This window comes from Duganella kummerowiae (genome assembly GCF_053572355.1).
Window position 1 is genome coordinate 163,727 of the sequence record NZ_JBKFEH010000011.1, and the last position, 25,964, is coordinate 189,690.

Below are 25,964 nucleotides of genomic sequence, written 5' to 3' on the forward strand. Positions count from 1 at the left end.
CTTAGAGTGTGGCGAACACGCGGCCGGCGGCGGCGATGGTCTCGTCGATCACGGCGTCGCTGTGCTGGGCCGACACGAAGCCGGCTTCGAAGGCGGCCGGGGCGAAGTACACGCCTTCGTCCAGCATGCCGTGGAAGAAGCGGTTGAAGCGCTCGCGGTCGCCCGCCATCATCTCGGCATAGTTGTTGGGCGGGGTGGCGCTGAAGTACAGGCCGAACATGCCGCCCACGGCGTCGGCGCAGAATGCCACGCCGGCCTCGCGCGCGGCCGCCGTCAATCCCACAGCCAGGCGCTGCGCGCTGGCGCTCAGTTGCTCATAGAAGCCGGGCTGCTGGATCAGCTTCAGGGTGGTCATGCCGGCCGCCACCGCCACCGGATTGCCGGACAGGGTGCCGGCCTGGTACACGGCGCCCAGCGGCGCCATCCTGGCCATCAGGTCCGCGCGGCCGCCGAAGGCCGCCACCGGCATGCCGCCGCCTATCACCTTGCCCAGCGCGGTCAGGTCCGGCTTGATGCCGTACAGTTCCTGCGCCCCGCCCAGGGCGACCCGGAAGCCGCACATCACTTCGTCGAAGATCAGCAGCGCGCCATGCTCGGTGCACAGTTCGCGCAGCGCCTGCAGGAAGGCCGGCGCGGCCTTGATCAGGTTCATGTTGCCGGCCACGGGCTCCACGATCACGCAGGCGATCTCGGCGCCGTAGCTGGCAAAGGCGTCGCGCACCTGTTCCACGTTGTTATAGTCCAGCACCAGGGTGTGCTTGACGAAGTCTTCCGGCACGCCGGCCGAGGTCGGATTGCCGAAGGTGAGCAGGCCGCTGCCGGCCTTCACCAGCAGGGAATCGGCGTGGCCGTGGTAGCAGCCCTCGAACTTGACGATCTTGTCGCGTCCGGTGGCGCCGCGCGCCAGGCGCAGTGCGCTCATGGTGGCCTCGGTGCCGGACGACACCAGCCGCACCTGCTCGATGGACGGCACCAGGCGGCAGATTTCCTCCGCCATCTCGATCTCGCCCTCGGTCGGGGCGCCGAACGACAGGCCGCGCGCGGCCGCTTCCTGCACCGCCGCCACCACCGCCGGATGCGAGTGGCCGACAATGGCCGGGCCCCAGGAACCGATGTAGTCGATATAGCGCTTGCCGTCGGCGTCCCAGAAATAGGGGCCGTCGGCGCGCGTGATGAAGCGTGGCGTGCCGCCCACCGAGCGGAACGCGCGCACCGGCGAGTTGACGCCGCCGGGCGTGGTTTTCTGGGCGCGGGCAAACAGTATGTCGTTGTTCGAAGTCGTGGTCATGGCTGCGTGTTCTAGTCAGGTTGGGGCTACTGCGCGGCGCCGGCCGGCAGCAGCTGGAAAAAGCGGTTGGGCACCAGCTTGCCCATGCCGTAGCGCTGGGCGTGGGCCAGCGCGCCGATAGTGTACTCCTGGGCCGAGCGTACCGCCGCCTCCACCTCCGCGCCGCGGGCCATGAGCGCGGCGATGGCGGCCGACAGGGTGCCGCCGGCGCCGATGTAGGAGCCCGGCAGGTGCTGCCAGCTGTCCTGCGCCACCAGGCCGTCCGGCCCGAACAGGGTGTTGGCGCGGCGCTGGCCGTTGGCGCCGGAGACCGCCGCAGTGCCGGTCACCAGCACGTATTCGCAGCCCAGCGACAGCAGGTGGGCGACGTCGGTCTCCCAGCCATCCTCCGGCTCCCCGGCCTCGCGCCAGGTTTCGGCCAGCCGGCCCAGCTCCACCTGCGACAACATCAGCAGCGTGGCCTGCGGCACCAGCAGCTGGACCAGGGCGCTGCGCATTTCCTCGGCCTCGTCCTCGTCTTCGCTGTCGGGCAGGCGCGAGCTGAAGGGATCGAGCACCAGCGGCGCGTCCGGATAGTCGGACAGCACCTCGGCCACCGCCGCCGCCTGCTCGGCGCTGGACAGGGCCCCGACCTTGAAGGCAGCCACGGTGGCGTCCTCCAGCAGCACGCGGGCCTGGTCCGAGACCCAGTCCGCATCGACGGCCTGCACGTCTTCGATGCTGCTGGTGTCGCTGATCAGCAACGCGGTGGTGACGGTGAGGCCGGCGCCGCCCAGGGCTGCAATAGTGGCCAGGTCGGCCTGGATGCCGGTGGCGCCGAGCGGATCGGCCGCCCCGAAGCTCAGGATGAGGGGAGAAGTTTGGTTTTGCACGGCGGGTGGATTAAGATACCTGATTCAGCATTTTACTTGATTGAAGGGTGGCGTACGTGAGTAGCAACGAAACAACGACGGAGTTCAAGACCTGGATGTGCCTGATCTGCGGCTGGATCTACGACGAGGCCGAGGGCCTGCCGGACGAAGGCATCGCACCCGGCACCCGCTGGGACGACGTGCCGATGAACTGGACCTGTCCGGAATGCGGCGCCCGCAAGGAGGATTTCGAGATGGTGGCGATCTAGCTGCCTGCCGCTGTCCATGGCGCGCCGGGGCCGCGCGCCCCGCAGGGCCATCCTATGCTATCGTGTGGCTACCAGCCCAGCAAACGTATTATGACGATATCGCCCGCCCTGACCATCATGGTGATCGACGACAGCAGCACCATACGCCGTGCCGCCGAGATATTCCTGAGCCAGGCCGGCTACCAGGTGCTGCTGGCTGGCGACGGTTTCGAGGCCCTGGCCCAGATCAGCGACCACCGGCCCGACCTGGTGCTGTGCGACATCCTCATGCCGCGCCTGGACGGCTACCAGACCTGCGCCCTGATCAAGCACAGCGCGCGCTTCCACGCCACCCCGGTGCTGATGCTGTCGGCCAGGGAGGGGCTGGTCGACCGCGTACGCGGCGCCATGGTGGGCGCGGCGGCCTATCTGACCAAACCTTTTACCAGGGACAGCCTGCTGGCGGCCGTGCGCATGCACGCCGGCGGCGCCGTCCCGCACCAACCGTGAGCTCGCCGCAGGGGGGAATATGGCCATACAACGCATACTGATCGTGGATGACTCGCCGACCGAGCGCTACTACCTGACCGACATCCTGGCGCGCGCCGGCTACACCGTCAGCACCGCCGAAAGCGGTGAGCAAGCCCTGGCCAGCATACGCGCCGAAAAGCCGCACCTGATCCTGATGGACGTGGTGATGCCGGGTGCGAACGGCTTCCAGGTCACCCGCTCCATCGCCCGCGACCCGGAACTGCAGGACGTGCCCATCATCATCTGCTCCAGCAAGAGCCAGGAGACCGACCGCATCTGGGGCCTGCGCCAGGGCGCGCGCGACTACCTGGTCAAGCCGGTGCAGGCTGCCGACCTGCTGTCCAAGATCGCGGCGCTGGGCTGATGGACGGCGCGCCGGAGCGCCGCAGCCGCCTGCGCCAGTACCAGGTGCAGCTGCTGGAGCGCATGCAGGCCGCGCGCGGCGCCGACGGCGGACGCGAACTGGGCGTGCTGCTGGGTACCCGGCGCTGCCTGCTGGACCTGACCCAGCTGGGCGAGATCGCGCCGCCGCAGACGCCGCTGCCCGTGCCCTACACCTGCGACTGGTACCTGGGCCTGGTCAACATCCGCGGCGTGCTGACCGGGGTGGTGGACCTGGAGCGCTACCTGGGCGGCGCCGCACAGTCCGGCGCGGGCCGGCTGGTGACCCTGGCCCCGCGCTTGGGCTACAACTGCGCGCTGCTGGCCGCCCGCGTGCTGGGCCTGCGCCGCCTGGACCAGCTGCGCCCGGCCCCGGCACGCGACGGCGACCCGGCCTGGCTGGCTGGCCACTACACGGATGCCGAGCAGCAGTCCTGGATGCGCATCGACCTGGCGCGGCTGGTGGCCGAACCCCGCTTCGCGCAGGCCGGCCTGGCGCCGGCGGCGTGAGGGGAGCGGGCATGGGTTTCCTCAAGCGTGCGCAGCGCAGCCTGGGACGCCGGGAGCAGGAAGCTCCCCGGCCGCCCATGACCTTGCCTCCCTTGTCTCCCTCTGCTCCCGCCTTCCAGCCCGGCGATGCGGACGGCAACGACGAGCCGCTGCGCCTGCGCCACGCCTTGGGCCGGCGCGCGCGGCCGGCGCCGCCCGACGCCGCCGCCCACGCCGCCCACTTCAAGCTGCCCCTGATCGGCCACCTGCCGGCCCAGCGCCAGCTCAGCATCCTGTCCACCGCACTGGCCCTGAGCCTGGCCTGGAGCGCGGCCTTCGTCACCCTCAACACCATCCACAACGCCAACCGCTCGACCCAGACCCAGATTGCCAGCGACGCTCTGATGCACTCACAGCGCATCGGCAAGGCGGCCCCCAACGCCCTGCAGGGCAGCGACGAGGGTTTCCGCCAGCTGGAGGACAGCCGCACCGAGCTGACCCGGGCCTTCGTGCTGCTGGCGCGCGGCGGCGTCTACCAGGGCCACGAGACCGGCGCCCCCAACACGGGGCTGGCGCCACTGCTGGCGGCCGCGCGTAAGCAGTGGAACAGTTCCGAAATGGCGGCCGGCACCATCCTGCTGCTCAAGTCCGACCTGAGCGGCATCGACAAGACCCTGCTGCAGATCGCCGCCCTGTCGCCCGACCTGCTGGCGCGCGCCGAGGAGATCGCCGCCCTGCGCCTGCAGCGCGGCGCCGGTGCGCGCGAGATGGCGGCCTGGGGCCGGCTGGCCATGCTGACCCAGCGCATGAAGGGCAACGCCAGCGAATTCCTCACCGCCGGCAGCATCAGTACCGAGACCGCCTTCCAGCTGGGGCGCGACAGCACCGTGTTCCGCAGCACGGTGGACGGCCTGCTGAACGGCAGCGCCGCGCTGCAGCTGGCGCCGCTGCGCGACCCCGATGTGCGCGGCCGCCTGGAGCAGCTCAAGGCGGAGTTCGAGCAGTACCAGCGGCTGGTGGCCGTGATCCTCGACAAACTGGACAAGTTCGTCGCAGCGCGCAACGCCGAGCAGCTGATCTTCGGCGAGAACGAAGCCCTGCGCCAGAAGCTGTCGGCCCTGCAGCAGGCCTACCGCGACGCCCAGGAGGGCCTGGACCCGGCCTTCTGGCTGATGGTGGGCGGCGGCCTGCTGGCGCTGGCCTCGGCCGCCGCCATCGGCCGCGTGCTGCTGCAGGATTCGCACAGCCGCGCGCGCGGGGCCGAGCTGCGCCGGCGCCAGGCCGAGGAGCTGCGCCAGCAGTCCGAGCGCATGGAGGCCGAGGCCAAGGCCACCAACGAGAGGAACCAGGCCGCCATCCTGCGCCTGATGAACGAGCTGCAGGAGGTGGCGGACGGCGACCTGACGGTGCAGGCCACGGTTTCCGAAGACATCACCGGCGCCATCGCCGACTCGGTCAACTACACGGTGGAGGAGCTGCGCGGCCTGGTGGGCCGGGTCACCGCCACCGCCGAGCAGGTGATCCAGGCTTCGGCCCGCGCCAACAGCATTTCCAGCGGATTGCTGCAGGCCTCGCAGCAGCAGTCGCGCGAGATCCAGCAGGCCAGCGCCACCGTGGTACGCATGGCGGGCGAGATCACCGACGTGTCGCGCTCGGCCAGCGAGTCGGCCGACGTGGCGCGCCAGTCGGTGGCGGCGGCCCTGCAGGGCTCGACGGCGGTGCACAACGCCATCCAGGGCATGCACGAGATCCGCGACCAGATCCAGGACACCTCCAAGCGCATCAAGCGCCTGGGTGAATCCTCGCAGGAGATAGGCGAAATCACCGAGCTGATTTCCGACATCACCGAGCAGACCAATGTGCTGGCGCTGAACGCCGCCATACAGGCCGCCTCCGCCGGCGAGGCCGGGCGCGGCTTCTCGGTGGTGGCGGAGGAAGTGCAGCGCCTGGCCGAGCGCTCGGCCGAGGCGGCCAAGCAGATCGGCGCCCTGGTGCGCGCCATCCAGACCGATACCCACGACGCGGTGGCGGCCATGGAAAAATCCACCCGCGGCGTGGTCGAGGGCACGCGACTGTCCGATGCGGCCGGCGCGGCGCTGGCCGACATCATCCAGGTGTCCAACCGCCTGGCCGAGCTCATTTCCGGCATCGCCAGCACCACCGGGCAGCAGGCCGGATCGGCCGGCTGCGTGGCGCACAACATCCAGCACATCCTGGCCGTGACCGAGCAGACCCAGGCCGGCACCCAGCAGACCGCGCACTCCATCGAGCAGCTGGCGCTGCTGGCGCAGGAGCTGAAAAATTCGGTGGCGCGTTTCCGCATCGCGTCCCCATCCCATTGAGAGGCTGATCCCGGCATGAGCAGAACCGACCTTCCGACCCCCGCCGCCACGGCATTCGATACCGGCCCCCTGTCCTGGGTGATGGGGGAGATCCGCGAGGCGCTGGCGCGCTCGCGCACCGCCCTGTTCGAAGCCGGCGGACGCGATCCGGAGGACCAGGCCACCCAGCTGCAGCTGGCCCGCTCGCACCTGCACCAGGCGCACGGCGCGCTGCAAATGGTGGACGTGGAGGGCGTGGGCCTGTTGACCGCCAGCGCCGAGGCGGTGCTGGACCGCTTCAAGGATGGCAGCCTGAAATGCAGCGCCGACCATGTGCGGCTGGTGGCGCAGCTGTACCAGGCCCTGGCCGAGTACCTGGAGCAGCTGCTGGAAGGCGAACCGCAGCAGCCGGCCCGCTTGTTCCCGTACTACCGCGCCGTGCGCGAGCTGCTGGGCGTGGAGCGCATCCACCCGGCCGACCTGTTCTTCCCCGACCTGGAGCGCGCCACCGCGCTGGCCGGCCTGGTGGCCGAGGTGGCCGAGGCCCCCGACCTGGCGGCGCTGCGCCAGCGCTTCGAGCGCGCCCTGCTGCCGTATCTGAAAAGCGCCGAGCCGCAGGCCCGGCGCGAACATGCGGCCGCCCTGCGCGACGCCGTGGCGGCGCTGGCCGCTTCGCGCACCGACGGCCGCCAGCGCGTATTCTGGGAGGCCATGCAGGCGTTTGCCGAACTGGTGGCCGAGGACAGGGTAGCGGACGGCCTGTACGCCAAGCAGCTGTTCGGCCAGATCAACCTGCAGCTGCGCCGCCTGGCGCAGGGCGCGGCGGAAACCCCGGACGCCATGCTGCGCGACGCCCTGTTCTTCATCGCGGCGGCCGGCGCCGATGGCGGCGAGCTGCCGGCAACGGCGCGCCAGCTGTACCAGGAATGGGGCCTGCAGGGCCTGGCGCCGGCCGACTACGAAGCGCACCGCTACGGCCAGGTCGACGCCGAGGCCCTGGCCAGGGCGCGCGAGGAAGTGGCCCAGGCCAAGGCGGTGTGGGAGCGCCAGGCCGGCGGCGACAGCGGCGCGCCGCTCGATCCGGCCTTTGGCGCCGCCGTGCGCGGCGCGGCGGCGGCCACCGACAAGCTGGGCCTGCCGGCCCTGGGCGCTCTGCTGCGCCAGGTCGACGGTGTGGCGCGCACGGCCGGCCGCAGTGAGGAACTGGCACTGGAGATGTCCACTGCGCTGCTGTTCGCGGAGCACGGCCTGGCGCGGCTGCGCCTGCTGCCGGACGATTTCGCTGCCCATGCCGACACCATAGGCGCGCGCCTGCAGGCGCTGGAGTCCGGCGCCACCCCGCCGGAACCGGCGCGCTGGCAAAGCAGCCTGGCCTACCAGATGCGCCAGGACGACACCGTGGTGACCCTGGCGGCGGAACTCAAGACCGGCCTGCGCCACGTCGAGAAAGTGCTGGACGAATTCCACGCCGACCCTGCGCTGTGGCCGGTGCTGACCGGCCTCGATCCGGTGCTGCACCAGCTGCAGGGCGCGCTGGCCATCCTCGAGCAGGACGCCGCCATGCGCGCCGTCCAGCATGTCAAGGCGGCGGTGCGCGAGCTGGCCCAGGGCAAGGCCGAGCCTGGGCAGAAGGCCCGGGCGCTGGAAGCCATCGCCCAGAACGTGGGGGCGCTGGGCTTCTTTGTCGACATGCTGGGCCAGAACGCGGACGGCGCGCGCGCCCGCTTCGCCTTCGACGCCGCGCAGGGCACGTTCCGCTCGGTGCCGTTCCGCAAAATGGCCGAGGCGGGCGGCATCCCGGTGCTGAACCAGCAGGTGCCGCCGCCGCTGCCGCTGTCGCTGCCGCAGCAGGCGCCTGCGCCCGCTCCCAGTGACGCCGCCATCGAGCCGGAGCTGCTGGAGGTGTTCATCGACGAGGCGCGCGAGGTGTTTGCCTTGCTCGATTCCACCCTGCCTGGCGCCGGGGACCAGGCCGGCGCCCAGGAATGGCAGGCCACCCTGCGGCGCTCCTTCCATACGCTCAAGGGCAGCGGCCGCATGGTGGGCCTGAACCAGTTCGCCGACGCGGCCGGCGCGGTGGAGCGGGTCATGAACGTATGGCTGGCGGAATCGCGTCCCATGACGCCGCCCCTGCGCGCGCTGCTGGACCATGCGGCGCGCGAGCTGCGGGACTGGGTCGACGAGCTGTCGCAGGCCGGGGTCTCGCCGCGCAACGCGGAAGGCCTCCAGGCCGCCGCCGCGCGCGTGGAGCAGGGCGGCGAGTTCGCTCCGCCGCCGGCGCCGCTGGCGCTGGACGGCATCGAACCGCTGCTGCCCGCGCAGCAAATCGGCGTGCTGCCCTTGCCGGACGATGCGCCGGCGCCCCGGCTGGCCGGGGAAATCCAGGCGCTGGCGCCTGCGGAGGACGTGCCGCCGTTTGCGCAGCTGCCGCTGGGGGTGCCGCCATGGCCGGATCTTGACGCCGGTGAGGCGCCAGTGGCCACTCAACCGGAACTGGCCCAGGCCGTGCCTACTGCGCCACCGGCCGGGGAGGAGCCCTGGGATGCGCAATCGGCGCCTCTGCTGACACCGGCCGATCTGCCCCCGGCCGGTCCCGAAGCCGGCCTGCCGCCGGGCGGCAATGTGATTGAATTCCCCACCGTGAGCGCGCCGCAGGTGCAGCGCGAGGACGACCGCAAGCGCATCGGCGAACTCGATATTCCGCTGGCGCTGTACAACATCTACCTGCACGAATGCGACGAGCTGGTGCGGCTGCTGTCGCGCGATTTCAGCGAGTGGCGCCACGAACCGCGCCGGCCGGTGTCGGCTGCGGCGCAGCAGGCCGTCCACACCCTGGTGGGCAGCTCCGCCACGGTCGGCTTCCAGCGCATGCGCGAGCTGGCCTTCGCGCTGGAAGGGGCGCTGCAGAAGCTGGAGCCGCCCGCCCCCCAGCTGGACCAGGCCCAGCACGACCTGCTGGACTTCGCCGTCGAGCGCATACGCCAGATGCTGCAGGGCTACTCCCAGGGCGACATGCCGGCGGCCCAGCCGGAACTGATCGCCGCGCTGGACAGCCTGCGCGAGCAGCTGGGCAGCGCGCCGCCGGCCGCCAGCCCGGACATCGAGGCTCGCCTGGACCGCCTGTTTGCGGACACCCTGGACAGCATCATGAACACGCGCCCGGGCGCGCCGCAGGAAGCGCCGGAAGAAGGAGCGGCGCCTGCCGATGAGGTGGCCGCCGCCGCGCCGCTGCCCGGCGAGAGCCCGCTGGACCAGCTGTTCCGCCTGGCCTACCACAGCCTGAGCGGCAGCGTTCCTGAACCGGCGCCGCGTCCGGTCGCGGCGCCCAAGAAAGCGCCAGCCCAGGATAGCAGCGATATCGACGACCTGTTCAACTCCGCTTTCGACGACGCCTACGCCGAGCCGCCCCTGACCCAGATCGCCGCCCCGCCGGCGCCGGCCGCCGACAGCGCCGGCGACCTGTTCGAAGCCGCCCTGGCGGCAGCGATGGAGCCAGCGCCGGAGCCCGAGACCGAGACCGAGACCGAGACCGAGACCGAGCATGTACCCGAGGCGAACGCAGAGGCGGAACCCGAACTGGAACCCGCGCCAGCGCACGAACCCGGGGCGGAGCCCGAGCAAGCATCCGGACCGGGGCAGGAGCCGCCCGCTGCGCCCGGCGCCATCCCCGAACTGGACACCAGCGCCGAGGTGATCGCGCTGGACCCGGCCGAGCCGCTGGCCACCTCACCTGCGAGCTACCAGGATGAGCTCGACCCCGAGCTGCTGCCGGTGTTCCTGGAGGAGGGCGCCGACCTGCTGCCCCAGGTCGGCCAGGCCCTGCGCGCCTGGCAGCACGAGCCGGGCGACAGCGGCCACCCGCAAACCCTGCGCCGCATCCTGCACACCGTGAAAGGCAGCGCGCGCATGGCTGGCGCCATGCGCCTGGGCCAGCACGCCCATGACATCGAAACCCACATCGAAACCATGGTGCGCTCGGACAGCGCCACGCCGCAGGCCTTCGATGAACTGCTGGCCCATTACGACCACGCCATGCTGCTGTTCGAACAGCTGCAGCAGCCCGATGCGCCGCTGGCCCCGGCGCCGGCCGGCACGGAGGGCGCAGCGGCGGCCGAGGCGGCCACCGAGGCTGAGGAAGAACCCGGCGCCCGCTCGCCGCTGGTGCGGGTGCGCGCCGACCTGCTGGACCGCCTGGTCAACCAGGCTGGCGAGGTGTCGATCTCGCGCTCGCGCCTGGAAAACGAAGTCGGCGCCTTGCGCGGTGCGCTGGCCGAATTCTCCGACAACCTGGCCCGCTTGCAGCGCCAGCTGCGCGAAGTGGAAATGCAGGCCGAATCGCAGATTGCCTCGCGCATGGCGGTCAGCAGCGAACGCGAATTCGACCCGCTCGAGTTCGACCGCTTCACCCGCCTGCAGGAACTGACACGCATGATGGCCGAAAGCGTCAACGACGTGGCCAGCTTCCACGAGGGGCTGGCGCGCGGTGTCGAGACGGCCACCGAGGACCTGGCCCTGCAGGCCCGCCTGACCCGTGAACTGCAGCGCGACCTGATGCGGGTGCGCATGGTGCCTTTTGGCGCCATCTCGGAACGCCTGTTCCGGGTGGCGCGCCAGAGCGCCAAGGAAGTCGACAAGCGCGTCAACCTCGATATCCGGGGCAGCGCGGTGGAAATCGACCGCGGCGTGCTGGAACGCATGGCCGCGCCCTTCGAGCACCTGCTGCGCAACGCCATCGCGCACGGCATCGAAAGCCGCGCCGCGCGCGCCGCCGCCGGCAAGAGCGAAACCGGCGAACTGCTGGTGGAAGTGGCGCAGGAAGGCAATGAAGTGGTGATCGCCTTTTCCGACGATGGCGCCGGCCTGGACCTGGAACGCATCCGCGCCAAGGCGCGCGCCACCGGCCTGCTGGCCGAAGGCCAGGAAATCAGCGACGTGCAGGCCGCCGACCTGATCTTCCAGCCCGGCTTTTCCACCGCCGACACCCTGACCGAGCTGTCCGGACGCGGCGTGGGCATGGATGTGGTGCAGTCCGAGGCCCAGGCCCTGGGCGGCCGGGTCGACCTGCGCTCCGACAGCGGCAAGGGGACGTGCTTCACCATCCGGTTGCCGCTGACCCTGGCCGTGTCCCAGGTGGTGCTGGTGACGGCCGGCGGCAAGACCCACGCCGTGCCCACCATGCAGGTGGAGCAGGTGCTGCAAGCCAGGCAGGAGGTGCTGGACGAGGCCCGCCGCGCCGGCCAGCTGCAGCTGCACGGCCAGCACGCCGCGCTGCACTACCTGCCGCAGCTGCTGGGCGACGCCGGGGCGCCGCCGCAGCGGCGCTCGGCTCCGGTGCTGGTGCTCAAGAACGGCAACGAACGCCTGGCGCTGCAAGTGGACGAGGTGATCGGCAACCGCGAGGTGGTGATCAAGAACGTGGGCCCGCAGCTGTCGCGCCTGGTGGGCATCGCCGGCGCCACCGTGCTCGGTTCGGGCGACATCGTGCTGATACTCAATCCTGTGGCCCTGGCCCAGCACCTGGTCCAGCATCCCGAATTGCGCGGCCAGTACGCCCAGGCCGCCGGCGACTGCGCCCAGGCCCTGCCGCGCGGCCGCACCGTGATGGTAGTGGACGATTCGCTGACGGTGCGCCGCGTCACCCAGCGCCTGCTGGAGCGCGAGGGCTTCCACGTGCTGCTGGCCAAGGATGGGGTGGACGCCCTGGAGCAGCTGCAGGCCGTCAGGCCGGAGCTGATGCTGGTCGACATAGAGATGCCGCGCATGGACGGTTTCGACCTGGTCCGCAACGTGCGCGCCGATCAGCGCACCCAGGACATCCCGGTCATCATGATCACCTCGCGCAGCGCCGACAAGCACCGCAACTACGCCCTGCAGCTGGGCGTGAACGCCTATTTCGGCAAGCCCTACCAGGAGGATGAGCTGTTGGCCGCCATCGACGGCATGCTCAAGCCGCAGGCTTCTTGACCACGGTCTTGACCACGGTTTTGACCACCTCATAGCGCGCCAGCGTGCGCTGGCGCGCCTCGTCGTGCATCACCAGCGGGGCCGGGTAGTCGCCCTTGATCAGCATGCGCGGCGCCAGCCACGGCGCGTGGATTTCCTTGTTCGACAGCTGCGCCAGCTGCGGCAGGTAGCGGCGGATGAACTTGCCCTCGGCGTCGAACTTTTCCGACTGCGTGACCGGGTTGAAGATGCGGAAATAGGGCTGGGCGTCGCAGCCGGACGAGGACGCCCATTGCCAGCCGCCATTGTTGGAGGCCAGGTCGAAATCGTTCAGGTGCAGGGCGAAATAAGCTTCGCCGCGGCGCCAGTCTATGCCTAGGTCCTTGATCAGGAAGCAGGCCGCGACCATGCGCAGGCGGTTGTGCATGTAGCCGGTCTGGTTCAGCTGCAGCATGGCGGCGTCCACCAGCGGGTAGCCGGTGCGGCCCTGGCACCAGGCTTCGAACAAGGCGTCGGCCTCGGGACCGGTCTCCCATTCGATGGCGTCGTAGGCCGGCTTGAAGGCGCTGTGCGCCACGTGAGGGTGGTGGTACAGGATCATGGCGTAGAACTCGCGCCAGATCAGCTCCGACAGCCACACGGCCGCACCTTGGCCGCCGTTGCCGCGCGCCATCAGGTCCAGCACGGTGCGCACCAGGTGGCGCACCGACAGGGTGCCGAAGCGGAAATGCAGCGACAGGTAAGATGGGCCTTTGACGGCCGGATAGTCGCGCGCCACGTCGTAGCCGGCGATGCGCTTCTCGAAATCCTCGAACAGGGCGGCGGCGCCCGACATGCCTGTCGGAATCTTCAGCTCGGCCAGGTTGCTGGGTTCGAAGCCTATCTCCGCAAGGCTGGGCAGGCTTGAGCGTCCCGGCGCCAGGCTGGCCGCATGCGGCGCGATGTTGTAGGGCGTGAGCACGGAACGGTCCGCGTCCAGCTTCTTGAGCCAGGCGTTCTTGTAGGGCGTGAACACGGAAAACACGCCGCCGCTTTGCGACAGCACTTCGCTTTTCTCGAAGATGACCTGGTCCTTGTAGCTGTGGAAGGGCGCCTTGAGCTCACCCAGCGCCTTGGCCACCGCCGCGTCGCGCGCAATGGCTAGCGGTTCGTAGTCATGATTGCAATACACGGCATCCACGCCCAGCTCGGCGGCCAGGGCCGGGATCAGCTGCAGCGGATCGCCGTGGCGCACGATCAGGTGTCCGCCCAGCTGTTCCAGTTCCTGCGCCAGTTCGGCCACGCTGGCGTGGATGAAATCGACCCGGCGGTCGCGTTTCGGCAACGGCTCCAGGATGGTGCTGTCATAGATAAAAACACAATAAACGGCGCCGCCGGCCTGCAGGGCGTGATAGAGGGCCGCGTGATCAAAGGCGCGCAGGTCGCGCCGGAACCATACCAGGGAGCTATTTTTTTTCATGTTGTAAGTATGCTGTGCTCGTGTGGGAACGCAAGACGCGGACCGGTTTTCGGCCCTACCATGGGGCATGGCGGCGGGCCGTTTGCGGTCCGGCAGTCCAATTCAGTGTAAACTGTCGCCTGAACAGAGTGGCAAACCGCGCGCATGGTACCGCAGTTTGCCGGCAATACCGATCCCAGCAGAGAGAGCAATGCGTATGAAAAAAAGCAAAATCGGCAAGACTCTGCCCGCTCCCGGCCTCCTGGCCGACCCCGGCGCCGCGCCGGACACCGTGGGCGCCAGCCCGGCCCTGAACCTGGCGAACCATTTCCTTATTGCAATGCCATCCATGCAGGATCCCGTGTTCGGCGGCACCGTGGTGTATGTGTGCGAACACAACGACAACGGCGTGCTGGGCGTGGTCATCAACAAGCCCACCGACATGACCATGCGGGTGTTGTTCGAGCGCATCGACCTGGAACCGGGCGACAACCTCGACCACCGCATCGAGAGCGAGCCGGTGATGTTCGGCGGCCCGGTGCAGGACGACCGCGGCTTCGTGCTGCACACGCCGGGCGCGCGCTACTCCTCCTCGCTGACGGTGACCGGCGACGTGGCCTTCACCACCTCCATCGACGTGCTGGAGGCGGTGGCCTCGGGCGACGGTCCGCCGCGCATGCTGGTGTCGATAGGCTATGCCGGCTGGAGCCCGGGCCAGCTGGAGGACGAGATCAGCCGCAACGGCTGGCTGACCGTGGGCGCCGATCCGCGCATCATCTTCGACCTGCCCATCGAGCAGCGCTACGTGGCCGCCATGAAGCTGCTGGGCATCGATCCGCTGATGCTCACCTCCGAGGCCGGCCATGCATAAGCCCAGGCATCTGCACCAGGCGGGGCCGGCGCGGTGAACGCAGACACCATCTTCGCTTTCGATTTCGGCATCAAACGTATCGGCGTGGCCATGGGCAATACCCTGCTGCGCCAGGCCCAGCCCGTGCAGGTGATCAGCGCGGTGGACAACGCTACCCGCTTCGCCGCCATCGCCGCCTTGCTCGACGAATGGAAACCGGCGCGCCTGGTGGTGGGCCTGCCGCTGCATCCGGACGGGGCCGAACACGAGATGACGGCGCGCTGCCGCCGCTTCGCCAACCAGCTGCATGGCCGCTTCGGCCTGCCGGTGGAGCTGGTCGACGAGCGCTATTCCTCGGCCGTGATAGACGCCCGGCGCGGGCAGCGCATCGACGACCAGGCCGCCGCCATCATCCTGCAACAATATTTCGACGCAACCTAGACCATCATGTCCAACCTCAGTAATCCCCATGAGCTCGACGCCGAGGCGCTGTACGCGGCCCTGGTCGAACAGCTGCGCGCCGGCCTGGCCGGCGTGGCCGACGCCGCCATCGTCGGCATCCATTCCGGCGGCGCCTGGATCGCCGAACGCCTGGCCCGCGACCTCGGCCTGACGGCCCGCTTCGGCGTGCTCGATGTTTCCTTCTACCGCGACGACTATGCCAAGAAGGGCTTGCCGGCCGAGGTCAAGCCGACCCATATCGGCTTCGACGTCAGCGGCGCCACCATCGTGCTGGTGGACGACGTGCTGTACACGGGCCGCACCACGCGCGCGGCCATCAACGAATTGTTCGACTACGGCCGCCCGGCGCGCATCCTGCTGGCGGCCCTGGTCGACCGCGGCGAGCGCCAGCTGCCGGTGGCGGCCGATTTCGTGGCCGCCAGCACGCGCGTGCCGGCCGGCCAGGCCCTGCGCCTGCAGCAGGACGGCGCCGGCCTGTTCAAACTGACCATCGAATAATCATCATCAAAACGCCATGCTCAATCCGCAACTGAACAAACACGGCGAGCTGCAGCACTTGCTTACCACCGAGGGACTGCCCAAGGCCATCGTCAACCAGATCCTGGACACCGCCTCGTCCTTCGTCAGCGTGTCCGACCGCGAGGTCAAGAAGGTGCCGCTGATGCGCGGCAAGAGCGTGTTCAACCTGTTCTTCGAGAACTCGACCCGCACCCGCACCACCTTCGAGATCGCCTCCAAGCGCCTGTCGGCCGACGTGATCAACCTGAACATCTCGGCCTCCTCGGCCAGCAAGGGCGAGTCGCTGCTGGACACCATCGACAATCTCTCGGCCATGCACGCCGACATGTTCGTGGTGCGCCACTCGCAGTCGGGCGCGCCCTACCTGATCGCCAAGCACCTGCAGGATACCAGGCAAAACCATGTCCACGTGGTCAACGCCGGCGATGGCCGCCACGCCCACCCGACCCAGGGCCTGCTGGACATGTACACCATCCGCCACTACAAGAAGGACTTCACCAACCTGACGGTGGCCATCGTGGGCGACATCCTGCACAGCCGGGTGGCGCGTTCCGACATCCACGCCCTGTCCACCCTGGGCGTGCCGGAGATCCGCGCCATCGGCCCGCACACCCTGCTGCCGGGCGGCCTGGAACAGCTGGGCGTGCGCACCTACACCAACATGGATGAAGGCTTGAAGGGCGTGGACGTGATCATCATGCTGCGCCTGCAGAACGAGCGCATGAGCGGCGCCCTGCTGCCGTCGGCGCAGGAATACTTCAAGAGCTACGGCCTGACCCCGGAGCGCCTGGCGCTGGCCAAACCGGACGCCATCGTCATGCACCCCGGTCCCATGAACCGGGGCGTGGAAATCGACTCGGCCGTGGCCGACGGACCACAGGCCGTGATCCTGCCGCAGGTGACCTTCGGGATCGCGGTGCGCATGGCGGTGATGAGCATCTTGGCAGGCAATCAAGGTTAATGGGCAAATACAGCAGGGATGAAGCAGGGATGAAACTCCACATCAAGAACGGCCGGTTGATCGACCCGGCCAACCACGTCGACGCACAGCAGGACCTGTACATCATCGACGGCAAGGTGGCCGCCGTCGGCGCCGCGCCGGCCGGCTTCGAGGCCGATACCACCCTCGACGCCAGCGGCCTGGTGGTGGCGCCCGGCCTGGTCGACCTGTCGGCCCGGTTGCGCGAGCCGGGCTACGAGCACAAGGCCACGCTGGAAACGGAAATGCAGGCGGCGGTGCAGGGCGGCGTGACCAGCCTGGTATGCCCGCCCGACACCGATCCGGTGCTGGACGAACCGGGCCTGGTGGAAATGCTCAAGCACCGCGCGCGCGGCCTGAACCAGGCCCACGTGCACCCGCTGGGCGCCCTCACCATGGGCCTGAAAGGCCAGTCGCTGACCGAGATGGCCGAGCTGACCGAGGCCGGCTGCATCGGCTTCACCCAGGCCGAGGAAGCCATCACCGACACCACCGTGCTGCTGCGCGCCCTGCAGTACGCCAGGACCTTCGGCTACACGGTCTGGCTGCGCCCGCAGGACGCCTACATCGGCCGCGGCGGCATTGCCCACAGCGGTCCGCTGGCCTCGCGCCTGGGCTTGTCCGGGGTGCCGGTGATGGCCGAGACCATCGCCCTGCACACCATCTTCGAGCTGGTGCGCGCCACCGGCGCCCGCGTGCACCTGTGCCGCATCTCGTCGGCCGCCGGCCTGGAGCTGGTGCGCGCCGCCAAGGCCGAGGGCCTGCCCGTCACCTGCGACGTGGGCGCCCACCACGTGCACCTGACCGACGCCGACATCAATTTCTTCGACTCCAACGCGCGCGTGACGCCGCCGTTCCGCAGCCAGCGCGACCGCGAGGCCATCCGCGCCGGCCTGCTGGACGGCACCGTGGACGCCCTGTGCTCGGACCATACCCCGGTCGACGACGACGAAAAGCTGCTGCCCTTCGGCGAAGCTTCGCCCGGCGCCACCGGCCTGGAACTGCTGCTGTCGCTGGCCCTGAAGTGGGCCGAGGACTATGCCCCCGTGGCGCAGGCCGGCGGCGCCTCGGCGCTGTCGCGCGCCCTGGCCCGCGTCACCTCGGAAGCGGCCCGCGTGGCCGGCCTGGATGCCGGCACCCTGGGTGTCGGCAAGGTGGCGGACGTGGTGCTGTTCGACCCCGCCGCGCGCTGGGAAGTCAAGGCCGCCGCCCTGGCCAGCCAGGGCAAGCACACGCCCTTCCTGGGCTACGAACTGGGCGGCCAGGTACGGGCCACCATCGTGGCCGGCCGCATCGCCTTCCAGCGTTGAAGCCGCGCACCTTGCTGCGCGGTGTGCGCGTCATTGTCCACATGCTGTGGGGGATGGCGATCTGCGCCACCGTGTTCCCCTGGATCGGGCCGGAGGGCCGCAACGGCCATATCCGGCGCTGGTCGCGCCGTTTGCTGCGCATGTGTAATGTGACGGTGGAGCTCAATCCCGCCTCGGCGCCGCTGCTGGAGCACGCCGCCGTGGTGGCCAACCACATCTCGTGGCTGGACATCTTCGTGATCCATGCGCTGCACCCCTGCCATTTCGTGGCCAAGGCCGAGATCCGTTCCTGGCCGCTGGCCGGCTGGCTGGCCGAGAAGGCCGGCACCGTGTTCATCGCGCGCGGCAACCGGCGCGACCTGCGTCACATCTTCAAGGGCCTGGTGCATACCCTGGAGGCGGGCGAGCGGGTGGCGTTCTTCCCGGAGGGGACCACGGCGGCCCAGGGCCAGCTGCTGCCCTTCCACGCCAACCTGTTCGAGGCCGCTGTCGATGCCAAAGTGCCGGTGCAGCCGCTGGCGCTGAGCTACCGCGACGCGTCCGGCGCGCCGCATCCGGCCGTCGATTTCATCGGCGAGACCACTTTTGCCGCCAGCCTGCTGGCCATCCTGGAGGGGCCGCCGGTGAAGGCGCGCCTGCATTGCCTGGCGCCGCTGCAGGGCGCCGGCGCGCACCGGCGCGAGCTGGCCGAGGCCAGCCACGCGGCCATCGCGGCCGCGCTGGGGATCGCGCCGGCGGCTTAGTCAGCGCCGCTCCAAGCCGCCGACTTCAAGCTGCCTGGGCGCCGCCGTGCTGCCGGAAGGCGGGGCAGGGCACTTGCAGCAGCTGGCGGTCGTCCAGGCAGACAGCGCTCAGCTGCCCGCCCCACACGCAGCCGCTGTCCAGGCAGATCACGTCCTCGCGCACCATCAGGCCCAGGGCCGACCAGTGGCCGAACACCACCTGGTCGGCGGCGCTGGCTCGGCCCGGCACGTCGAACCACGGCATCAGGCCGGTGGCAGGGTCCACCGTGCCGCTTTCCTTCATCGTGAAGTCCATTACGCCATCGGCGTCGCAGAAGCGCAGCCGGGTCATGGCGTTGATGATGCAGCGCAGCCGCTCGGCGCCCTGCAGGCTGTCATCCCAGCGGGCCGGCTCGTTGCCGTACATCTGGCGCAGGAAGGCTTCCACATCGGGGCCGCGCAGCATGGCTTCCACCTCGCCGGCCAGTTCCAGCGCGCGCGCCGCGCTCCATTGCGGCAGCAGGCCGGCGTGCACGACCAGGTGGCCGCGCGCCATCAGCGCCAGCGGGCGCCGGCGCAGCCAGTCCAGCAACTCGCCGCGGTCGGGCGCGTCCAGGATCTCCTTCAAGGTGTCGGACTTGTGCTCTGGACGAATGCCGTACGCTACCGCCAGCAGGTGCAGGTCGTGGTTGCCCAGCACGCTGTCGATGCGGCAGCCGCTGGAAAGGTTGAGCTCGCGCACGCGGCGCAGCGCGCCTAGCGAATCGGGGCCGCGATTGATCAGGTCGCCGGCGAACAGGATGGCGGGGAGCGGATGGCCGCCCTCGGCCTCGCGTGCTTCCACACGCTCCAGCAGCGCCAGGGTCTGGGCATGGCAGCCCTGTAAATCGCCAATTACATAGGTTTTCGTCATGGTGCTCAGGGGTTCGTTGTAGGCCGGATGGAAATATGCTGAAAAGATTAGCCGCACAGCAATTTTTACCCGGCACACGGGCAGTTTCACATAAAATCGTACCTACCACTAATTTTTTGACTCACCGCGCGGGATACTAAATGATATTTGTAACAGGCGGAGCCGGGTTCATCGGTTCGAATTTCGTGCTGGACTGGCTGGCCCAATCCGACGAGCCGGTGCTGAACTACGATAAGCTGACCTATGCCGGAAATTTGAACAACCTGGCATCGCTGAAGAACGATAGCCGCCATGTCTTCGTGCGGGGCGATATTTGCGACCAGGCTCATGTGCTGGCCCTGTTGCAGCAATACCAGCCGCGCGCCATCGTGCACTTCGCGGCGGAAAGCCATGTGGACCGCTCCATCCTCGGGCCGGGCGAGTTCATCCAGACCAATATCAACGGCACCTTCAGCCTGCTGGAAGCGGCGCGCGCCTACTGGAACGGCTTGCCGGAAGACCAGAAGGCCGCTTTCCGCTTCCTGCACGTGTCCACCGATGAAGTGTACGGCACCCTGGGCCCGCAAGATCCACCCTTCAGCGAGACCACGCCGTATGCGCCCAACAGCCCGTACTCGGCTTCCAAGGCGGCCTCCGACCACCTGGTGCGCTCCTACCACCACACCTACGGCTTCCCCACGCTGACCACCAACTGCTCCAACAACTACGGCCCCTATCACTTCCCTGAAAAGCTGATCCCGCTGGTCATCGCCAACGCCCAGGCCGGCAAGCCGCTGCCCATCTACGGCGACGGCCAGCAAATCCGCGACTGGCTCTATGTCAGCGACCATTGCGCCGCCATCCGCCGCGTGCTGGAAGCGGGCTTGCCGGGCGAGACCTACAACGTGGGCGGGTGGAACGAGATGGCCAACCTGGACGTCGTGCACGCCCTGTGCGACATGCTGGACCAGCTCAAGCCGCGCGCCGACGGCGCCAGCTACCGCACCCAGGTCACCTATGTGAAAGACCGTCCCGGCCACGACCGCCGCTACGCCATCGACGCCCGCAAGCTGGAGCGTGAACTGGGCTGGAAACCGGCCGAGACCTTCCAGACCGGCATCGCCAAGACCGTGCAATGGTACCTGGACCACCAGGAATGGGTGGCCGACGTACAGTCCGGCGGCTATGCCAAGTGGGTGGAAACCAATTACTTCAACCGGGAGCAGCCATGAGCGACAGCGCCAAGGTCCGCAAGGGCATCATCCTGGCCGGCGGTTCCGGCACCCGGCTGTATCCGGTCACCATGAGCGTGTCCAAACAGTTGCTGCCGATTTACGACAAACCCATGATCTATCATCCGCTGACCACGCTGATGCTGGCTGGCATGCGCGACATCCTGATCATCTCCACCCCGCAGGACACGCCGCGCTTCCAGGACTTGCTGGGCGACGGCAGCCAGTGGGGGCTGAACCTGCAGTACGCGGTGCAGCCGTCGCCGGACGGCTTGGCGCAAGCCTTTATCATCGGCCGCGAGTTCGTCGGCGACCATCCCTCGGCCCTGATCCTGGGCGATAACATCTATTACGGCAACGACCTGGACGCCCTGCTCAACAGCGCTGCGCGCCAGCCGTCCGGCGCCACCGTGTTTGCCTACCACGTGCAGGATCCTGAGCGCTACGGCGTGGTCGAGTTCGATGCCGGCCGGCGCGCCGTCAGTATCGAGGAAAAGCCGCTGCAGCCCAAGTCCAACTACGCCGTCACCGGCCTGTATTTCTACGACGAGCAGGTGTGCGATATCGCGGCACGCATCCAGCCCTCGGCGCGCGGCGAGCTGGAGATTACCGACGTCAACCGCGCCTACCTGGAAGCCAACACCCTGAACGTGGAGGTGATGGGGCGCGGCATGGCCTGGCTGGATACCGGCACCCACGAGTCCCTGCTGGAAGCCGGACAGTTCATCGCCACCATCGAGAAGCGCCAGGGCCTGAAAGTGGCCTGCCCGGAAGAGATCGCCTACCGCAAGGGCTATATCGACGCCGCCCAGGTGCGCAAGCTGGCCGAACCCCTGAAGAAAAACAACTACGGCCAGTATCTGCTGCAGATTTTGGAAGACAAGGTGGTACAGCGATGAACGTGATCAAGACTCCCCTGGCAGGCCTGCTGGTGCTGGAGCCGCGCGTGTTCGGGGATGAGCGCGGCTTCTTCTTCGAAAGCTTCAACGGGCGCAAGTTCGCCGAGCTGACCGGCGTCACCCTGGACTTTGTGCAGGACAATCACTCGCGCTCGGCCAAGGGCGTGCTGCGCGGCCTGCATTACCAGATCCAGCAAGCCCAGGGCAAGCTGGTGCGCGTGGTGGCCGGCGCCGTGTTCGACGTGGCTGTGGATCTGCGCAAGAGCTCGCCAACCTTCGGCCAGTGGTACGGACTGGAGCTGTCGGCCGAAAACAAGCGCCAGCTGTGGATACCGCCAGGCTTCGGCCATGGCTTCGTCACCACCAGCGACAGCGCCGAATTCCTCTACAAGACTACCGACTACTGGGCGCCCGAGTTCGAGCGCTCCATCCTGTGGAACGATCCCGCCATCGGCATCCAGTGGCCTGCCGGGCTGGGCACGCCGCAGTTGTCCGGCAAGGACGCGGCCGCCTCGCTGCTGGCCGATGCCGAGGTCTTCGCATGAAGATACTGCTCACTGGAAGCACCGGCCAGGTCGGCTACGAGCTGGAACGCAGCCTGCAGGGCCTGGGCGAAGTGGTGGCGCTGGACCGCGCCCGCCTGGATTTGTCCAACCTGGACCAGGTGCGCGGCGTGATCCGCGAAGTGCGGCCCCAATTGATCGTCAATCCGGGCGCCTACACGGCGGTGGACAAGGCCGAAAGCGAACCTGAACTGGCCTACCGCGTCAACGCCGAGGCCCCGGGGGTGATGGCGGAGGAAGCCAAGGCCTTGGGCGCGGCCCTGGTGCATTACTCGACCGACTATGTGTTCGACGGCAGCCAGCCGGCGGCGCGGGTCGAGACCGACGCCACCGGCCCGCTGAACGTCTACGGCGCCAGCAAGCTGGCCGGCGAGCAGGCCATTGCCGCCAGCGGCGTGCCGCACCTGATTTTCCGCACCAGCTGGGTGTACGGCATGCGCGGCAAGAATTTCCTGCTCACGATGCTACGCCTGGGCAAGGAACGCGACGAACTGCGCGTGGTGGCCGACCAGCATGGCGCTCCGACCTGGAGCCGCACCATAGCCGATACCACGGCGCTGATACTGGCCCAGGCCCGCGCCGGCGGGGAGGGCTGGTGGAGCGCCAACAGCGGCATCTACAACCTGAGCAGCCAGGGCCAGACCACCTGGTTCGAGTTCACCCAGGCCATCATGGCCGAGGCCGGCATCGAATGCAAGGTGCTGCCCATTGCCAGCGCCGAATACCCCACCCCGGCCCGCCGTCCGCAATATTCCGTGCTATCGTCCGAGCGCCTGATCGCGCGTTTCGGCCACCTGCCGCACTGGAAGGACGCGCTGCGCCTCTGCATGCGCTGAGTCCGTACTGGTCCGTCTTGCCCGATGCGATTTGTATCGATTGGTAAGGGCGGACCCCTCTCCTTACTCCGCTTGTTACAATCGCCGCGCCCTTTACCGGGGCCAGGGCGCCGCAATCCGTTACAATCGGGTATGGACGGGCCGACAACCGCATGCTGGTATCGGGTAGCGCTCCCGATATTTTTGTATAGATAAAAATAAATGTTTTCTTTCCTACTGAGCTTCATCGCTTCCGCGCTGCTGACCCTGCTGGTCATCAAGGAGGCAAAGCTGCATGGCCCTGCCCTGGACAGCAATTTCCACGGCGTGCAGAAAAACCACTCGCACACGGTGGCCCGCATCGGCGGGCTGTCGATCTTCCTGGCGGTGGCGCTTAGTGCCTGTGTCTCGATCTGGCGGGTGCCGGCCATGAGCAGCTGGCTGATGTCGCTGATCGCCTGCTCGGCGGTGGCCTTTGTCGGCGGCATCATGGAGGATTACACCGGCAAGGTCAGCCCGGCGCGCCGGCTGCTGCTGACCATGGCGGCGGCCGGCATGGGCTACTTCCTGCTGGACGCCCGCATAGACCGCCTGGATTGGGCCTTTTCCGCCTGGCCGCTGCAAACCGTCTGGCTGACCTTTCCACTGACGGTGCTGGCGGTGGCCGGCATCGCCAACGCCGTCAACATCATCGACGGCTTCAACGGCCTGGCCAGCGTGGTCACCATCTGCATGCTGCTGTCACTGGGCTATGTGGCGCTGCAGGTGAGCGATATGTTCGTGCTGGTGGCGGCCCTGATGGTGGCCGGCGCCACGGCCGGCTTCCTGATCTGGAATTATCCGGTCGGCCTGATTTTCCTGGGCGACGGCGGCGCTTATTTCATCGGTTTCATGCTCGGCGAACTGGCGCTGCTGCTGGTGATGCGCAATCCCCAGGTCTCGACCTGGTATGCGGCCCTGTTATTAATCTATCCCACCTTTGAAACCCTGTTTTCCGTCTATCGCCGCATGTTTGTGCGCGGTAAATCGCCGGCCATGCCGGATGGCATACATTTGCACAGCCTGATATTCCGCCGCGTGGCCCAATGGGCCGTGGGCCGCAAGGAGGCGCGCGCGCTGATGCGGCGCAATTCGCTGACCTCGCCTTATCTTTGGCTGTTTTCCCTGATGGCCGTGGTTCCGGCCACGGTATTGTGGCGCCATACCTGGGCATTAATGGTATTTTGCCTGCTGTTTATACTCAGCTATGTCTGGCTATATGTGCGCATCGTCCGTTTCAAGGCGCCGCGCTGGATGATACGGCACAAGAAGCATTAGGCCATGCCAGCCTTGGGTGGTTTGGTGTATATTCCGTTTTTTTAGTCAGGAGGTAGAGCAGGATGGATCTGTCCAGTTTGTCCACGCAGGAATTGCGTGATCTGCAGGTGAAAATCGACCGCGAAATCGAACAGCGCAAGTCGCGCGAATTGCAGGAGGCGCGCGAGCAAATCCACGCCATTGCCCGCAGCGTCGGCCTGCCGCTGGAAGAGCTGGTGGTTCCTACCCGCAACATCCGCGCCGGCACCACCGTGGCCCCGCGCTACCGCAATCCGGCCGACGCCAGCCAGCTGTGGACCGGCCGTGGCCGCCAGCCGAAATGGGTCAAGGACTGGGTGGACGCCGGCAACTCCCTGGACGGACTCAAGTTCTAAGCCCCGCTGCGCCAGGCTGATGGTATGGAACCGGGAGCGGGACTTGCTTGATGCTTGGGCAACATCTACTATGTGCCTGGCAGCTATCCGGACCTGGTCCGGAAGCCCGGTTTTCCATTCCCACCTGCGGCGCCGCCGCATACACTATCGCTCACTATGGTCACTCTGTCTAAATCCATCTTCAAAGCCTACGACATTCGCGGCATCATCGATAAAACACTCGATGCCGGCGTGGCGCACCAGATCGGCGCCGCCTTCGGCCGCGCCGCCCTGGCCAAGGGCGAACGCAGCGTGGTGATAGGCCGCGATGGCCGCCTGTCCGGCCCGGCACTGGCCGCAGCCCTGGCGCTAGGCCTGCAATCGGCCGGCGTGGACGTGATCGACCTGGGCGTGGTGGCCACCCCCATGGTGTACTTCGGCACCAATGTGCTGGACGCCAGGTCCGGCATCATGGTCACCGGCAGCCACAATCCGCCCGACTACAACGGCTTCAAGATGGTGCTGGCGGGCGAAGCCATCTACGGCGACGCCATTACCGGCCTGTACGACAGCATCCTGGCGCATGACGGTTCCGCTGCCGCCACCCCGGGCGCCTACCGCACCCACGATATCCGCGCCGCCTACCTGGAGCGCATCATCTCGGACGTGAAGATCGCCCGTCCCATCAAGATCGCCGTCGATTGCGGCAACGGCGTGGCCGGCGCCTTCGCGGGCGACCTGTACCGTGGCATGGGCTGCGAAGTGATCGAGCTGTTCTGCGAAGTGGATGGCAACTTCCCCAACCATCACCCGGACCCGGCCCACCCGGAAAACCTGCAGGACCTGATCCGCTGCCTGCAGGAGACCGACGCCGAGATCGGCCTGGCCTTCGATGGCGACGGCGACCGCCTGGGCCTGGTGACCAAGGATGGCCAGATCATCTACCCGGACCGCCAGATGATGCTGTTTGCCGAAGACGTGCTGAGCCGCAATGCCGGCGCCCAGATCCTGTATGACGTCAAGTGCACCCGCCACCTGGCGCCCTACATCGAAAAATCGGGCGGCGTGCCGCTGATGTACAAGACCGGCCACTCGCTGGTCAAGGCCAAGCTGAAGGAAACCGGCGCCCCGCTGGGTGGCGAGATGAGCGGCCACATCTTCTTCAAGGACCGCTGGTACGGCTTCGACGACGGCCTGTACGCCGGCGCCCGCATGCTGGAAATCCTGACCAGACAGGCCGATCCCTCGGCCTTGCTGAACGCCCTGCCGCAGTCGGACAGCACGCCCGAGCTGCACCTGCACCTGAAGGAAGGCGAGAACTTCAGCCTGATGGACCAGCTGCGCAGCGACGCCGAATTCCCCGGCAACGAGCGCATCATCGATATCGACGGCCTGCGTGTGGAGTACGCGGACGGCTTCGGCCTGGCCCGCTCCTCCAACACCACCCCGGTGATCGTGATGCGCTTCGAAGCCGAGACCCCGGCCGCGCTGGCGCGCATCCAGGGCCAGTTCCGCGACGTGATCCTGGCCGCCAAGCCGGACGCCGAACTGCCGTTCTGAT

Annotated in this window: 23 protein-coding genes; 19 read left to right on the plus strand and 4 right to left on the minus strand. The window is 68.2% G+C overall.

The window, feature by feature from the left end:
• Position 1: 1 nt before the first annotated feature.
• A complete protein-coding gene (gene hemL, locus ACLB1G_RS16770; protein WP_491628373.1) occupies positions 2-1,288 on the minus strand; it encodes a glutamate-1-semialdehyde 2,1-aminomutase in 1,287 nt (428 codons plus the stop codon).
• Between the two features lie 26 nt (positions 1,289-1,314).
• Complete coding sequence (gene thiD, locus ACLB1G_RS16775; RefSeq protein ID WP_491628374.1) at positions 1,315-2,160, minus strand: bifunctional hydroxymethylpyrimidine kinase/phosphomethylpyrimidine kinase; 846 nt, start codon at positions 2,158-2,160, stop codon at positions 1,315-1,317.
• 95 nt (positions 2,161-2,255) lie between these two features.
• On the opposite strand from thiD, the gene ACLB1G_RS16780 reads away from it, so the two are divergent.
• The 6 genes from ACLB1G_RS16780 (at position 2,256) to ACLB1G_RS16805 (ending at position 12,073) form a co-directional block, all read left to right on the plus strand.
• Positions 2,256-2,408 carry a rubredoxin gene (locus ACLB1G_RS16780; RefSeq protein WP_491628563.1) on the plus strand — a complete coding sequence of 51 codons (153 nt, stop codon included), beginning with the start codon at positions 2,256-2,258 and terminating at the stop codon, positions 2,406-2,408.
• A gap of 90 nt (positions 2,409-2,498) precedes the next feature.
• Entirely contained in the window at positions 2,499-2,897 is a 399-nt protein-coding gene (locus tag ACLB1G_RS16785; protein ID WP_491628375.1) for a response regulator transcription factor, read from the plus strand.
• A gap of 19 nt (positions 2,898-2,916) precedes the next feature.
• Positions 2,917-3,282: a response regulator gene (locus ACLB1G_RS16790; RefSeq protein WP_491628376.1), complete on the plus strand. Its 366-nt coding sequence runs from the start codon at positions 2,917-2,919 to the stop codon at positions 3,280-3,282.
• The gene (locus ACLB1G_RS16795; RefSeq protein ID WP_491628377.1) at positions 3,282-3,809 is read left to right on the plus strand and encodes a chemotaxis protein CheW; all 528 of its coding nucleotides are present in this window, start codon (positions 3,282-3,284) and stop codon (positions 3,807-3,809) included. The genes ACLB1G_RS16790 and ACLB1G_RS16795 overlap by 1 nt, the downstream gene beginning before the upstream one ends.
• Positions 3,810-3,820: 11 nt before the next feature.
• Positions 3,821-6,130, plus strand: coding sequence for a methyl-accepting chemotaxis protein (locus ACLB1G_RS16800; RefSeq protein ID WP_491628378.1), 2,310 nt, complete (start codon positions 3,821-3,823; stop codon positions 6,128-6,130).
• A 15-nt stretch (positions 6,131-6,145) separates the two neighbouring features.
• A complete protein-coding gene (locus ACLB1G_RS16805) occupies positions 6,146-12,073 on the plus strand; it encodes an Hpt domain-containing protein (RefSeq protein ID WP_491628379.1) in 5,928 nt (1,975 codons plus the stop codon).
• Here ACLB1G_RS16805 and ACLB1G_RS16810 read toward each other — a convergent pair.
• Positions 12,054-13,511 carry a cryptochrome/photolyase family protein gene (locus ACLB1G_RS16810; protein ID WP_491628380.1) on the minus strand — a complete coding sequence of 486 codons (1,458 nt, stop codon included), beginning with the start codon at positions 13,509-13,511 and terminating at the stop codon, positions 12,054-12,056. The genes ACLB1G_RS16805 and ACLB1G_RS16810 overlap by 20 nt on opposite strands.
• A gap of 196 nt (positions 13,512-13,707) precedes the next feature.
• Here ACLB1G_RS16810 and ACLB1G_RS16815 point away from each other — a divergent pair, with 196 nt between their 5' ends.
• The 6 genes from ACLB1G_RS16815 to ACLB1G_RS16840 all read left to right on the plus strand — a co-directional run bounded on the left by ACLB1G_RS16815 (position 13,708) and on the right by ACLB1G_RS16840 (position 18,353).
• The gene (locus ACLB1G_RS16815) at positions 13,708-14,361 is read left to right on the plus strand and encodes a YqgE/AlgH family protein (RefSeq protein ID WP_491628381.1); all 654 of its coding nucleotides are present in this window, start codon (positions 13,708-13,710) and stop codon (positions 14,359-14,361) included.
• A gap of 90 nt (positions 14,362-14,451) precedes the next feature.
• Positions 14,452-14,781, plus strand: a complete 330-nt coding sequence (ruvX, locus tag ACLB1G_RS16820; protein WP_491628564.1) for a Holliday junction resolvase RuvX — start codon at positions 14,452-14,454, stop codon at positions 14,779-14,781.
• Between the two features lie 6 nt (positions 14,782-14,787).
• A complete protein-coding gene (gene pyrR / locus ACLB1G_RS16825) occupies positions 14,788-15,300 on the plus strand; it encodes a bifunctional pyr operon transcriptional regulator/uracil phosphoribosyltransferase PyrR (protein WP_491628382.1) in 513 nt (170 codons plus the stop codon).
• Between the two features lie 16 nt (positions 15,301-15,316).
• Positions 15,317-16,282 (plus strand): aspartate carbamoyltransferase catalytic subunit, encoded by a 966-nt coding sequence (locus ACLB1G_RS16830; RefSeq protein WP_491628383.1) that lies wholly within the window; start codon positions 15,317-15,319, stop codon positions 16,280-16,282.
• 29 nt (positions 16,283-16,311) lie between these two features.
• The gene (locus tag ACLB1G_RS16835) at positions 16,312-17,610 is read left to right on the plus strand and encodes a dihydroorotase (protein WP_491628384.1); all 1,299 of its coding nucleotides are present in this window, start codon (positions 16,312-16,314) and stop codon (positions 17,608-17,610) included.
• The gene (locus tag ACLB1G_RS16840; RefSeq protein WP_491628385.1) at positions 17,607-18,353 is read left to right on the plus strand and encodes a lysophospholipid acyltransferase family protein; all 747 of its coding nucleotides are present in this window, start codon (positions 17,607-17,609) and stop codon (positions 18,351-18,353) included. Before ACLB1G_RS16835 ends, ACLB1G_RS16840 begins: the two co-directional genes overlap by 4 nt.
• Before the next feature lie 25 nt (positions 18,354-18,378).
• Here ACLB1G_RS16840 and ACLB1G_RS16845 read toward each other — a convergent pair whose 3' ends face one another.
• Positions 18,379-19,245, minus strand: coding sequence for a symmetrical bis(5'-nucleosyl)-tetraphosphatase (locus ACLB1G_RS16845; protein WP_491628386.1), 867 nt, complete (start codon positions 19,243-19,245; stop codon positions 18,379-18,381).
• Positions 19,246-19,385: 140 nt separating this feature from the next.
• Between ACLB1G_RS16845 and rfbB the strand changes: the two genes are divergently transcribed.
• The 7 genes from rfbB to ACLB1G_RS16880 all read left to right on the plus strand — a co-directional run bounded on the left by rfbB (position 19,386) and on the right by ACLB1G_RS16880 (position 25,963).
• Entirely contained in the window at positions 19,386-20,456 is a 1,071-nt protein-coding gene (gene rfbB / locus ACLB1G_RS16850) for a dTDP-glucose 4,6-dehydratase (protein WP_491628387.1), read from the plus strand.
• Positions 20,453-21,355 (plus strand): glucose-1-phosphate thymidylyltransferase RfbA, encoded by a 903-nt coding sequence (rfbA, locus tag ACLB1G_RS16855; RefSeq protein ID WP_491628388.1) that lies wholly within the window; start codon positions 20,453-20,455, stop codon positions 21,353-21,355. Before rfbB ends, rfbA begins: the two co-directional genes overlap by 4 nt.
• On the plus strand, positions 21,352-21,900 hold the full coding sequence (gene rfbC, locus ACLB1G_RS16860; protein ID WP_491628389.1) for a dTDP-4-dehydrorhamnose 3,5-epimerase: 549 nt from the start codon (positions 21,352-21,354) through the stop codon (positions 21,898-21,900). Before rfbA ends, rfbC begins: the two co-directional genes overlap by 4 nt.
• Complete coding sequence (gene rfbD, locus ACLB1G_RS16865; RefSeq protein ID WP_491628390.1) at positions 21,897-22,754, plus strand: dTDP-4-dehydrorhamnose reductase; 858 nt, start codon at positions 21,897-21,899, stop codon at positions 22,752-22,754. Before rfbC ends, rfbD begins: the two co-directional genes overlap by 4 nt.
• Positions 22,755-22,955: 201 nt before the next feature.
• The gene (locus tag ACLB1G_RS16870; protein WP_491628391.1) at positions 22,956-24,050 is read left to right on the plus strand and encodes an MraY family glycosyltransferase; all 1,095 of its coding nucleotides are present in this window, start codon (positions 22,956-22,958) and stop codon (positions 24,048-24,050) included.
• 62 nt (positions 24,051-24,112) lie between these two features.
• On the plus strand, positions 24,113-24,424 hold the full coding sequence (locus tag ACLB1G_RS16875) for an H-NS histone family protein (RefSeq protein ID WP_491628392.1): 312 nt from the start codon (positions 24,113-24,115) through the stop codon (positions 24,422-24,424).
• Between the two features lie 156 nt (positions 24,425-24,580).
• Positions 24,581-25,963: a phosphomannomutase/phosphoglucomutase gene (locus ACLB1G_RS16880; protein WP_491628393.1), complete on the plus strand. Its 1,383-nt coding sequence runs from the start codon at positions 24,581-24,583 to the stop codon at positions 25,961-25,963.
• The last annotated feature ends 1 nt before the right edge of the window (position 25,964 follow it).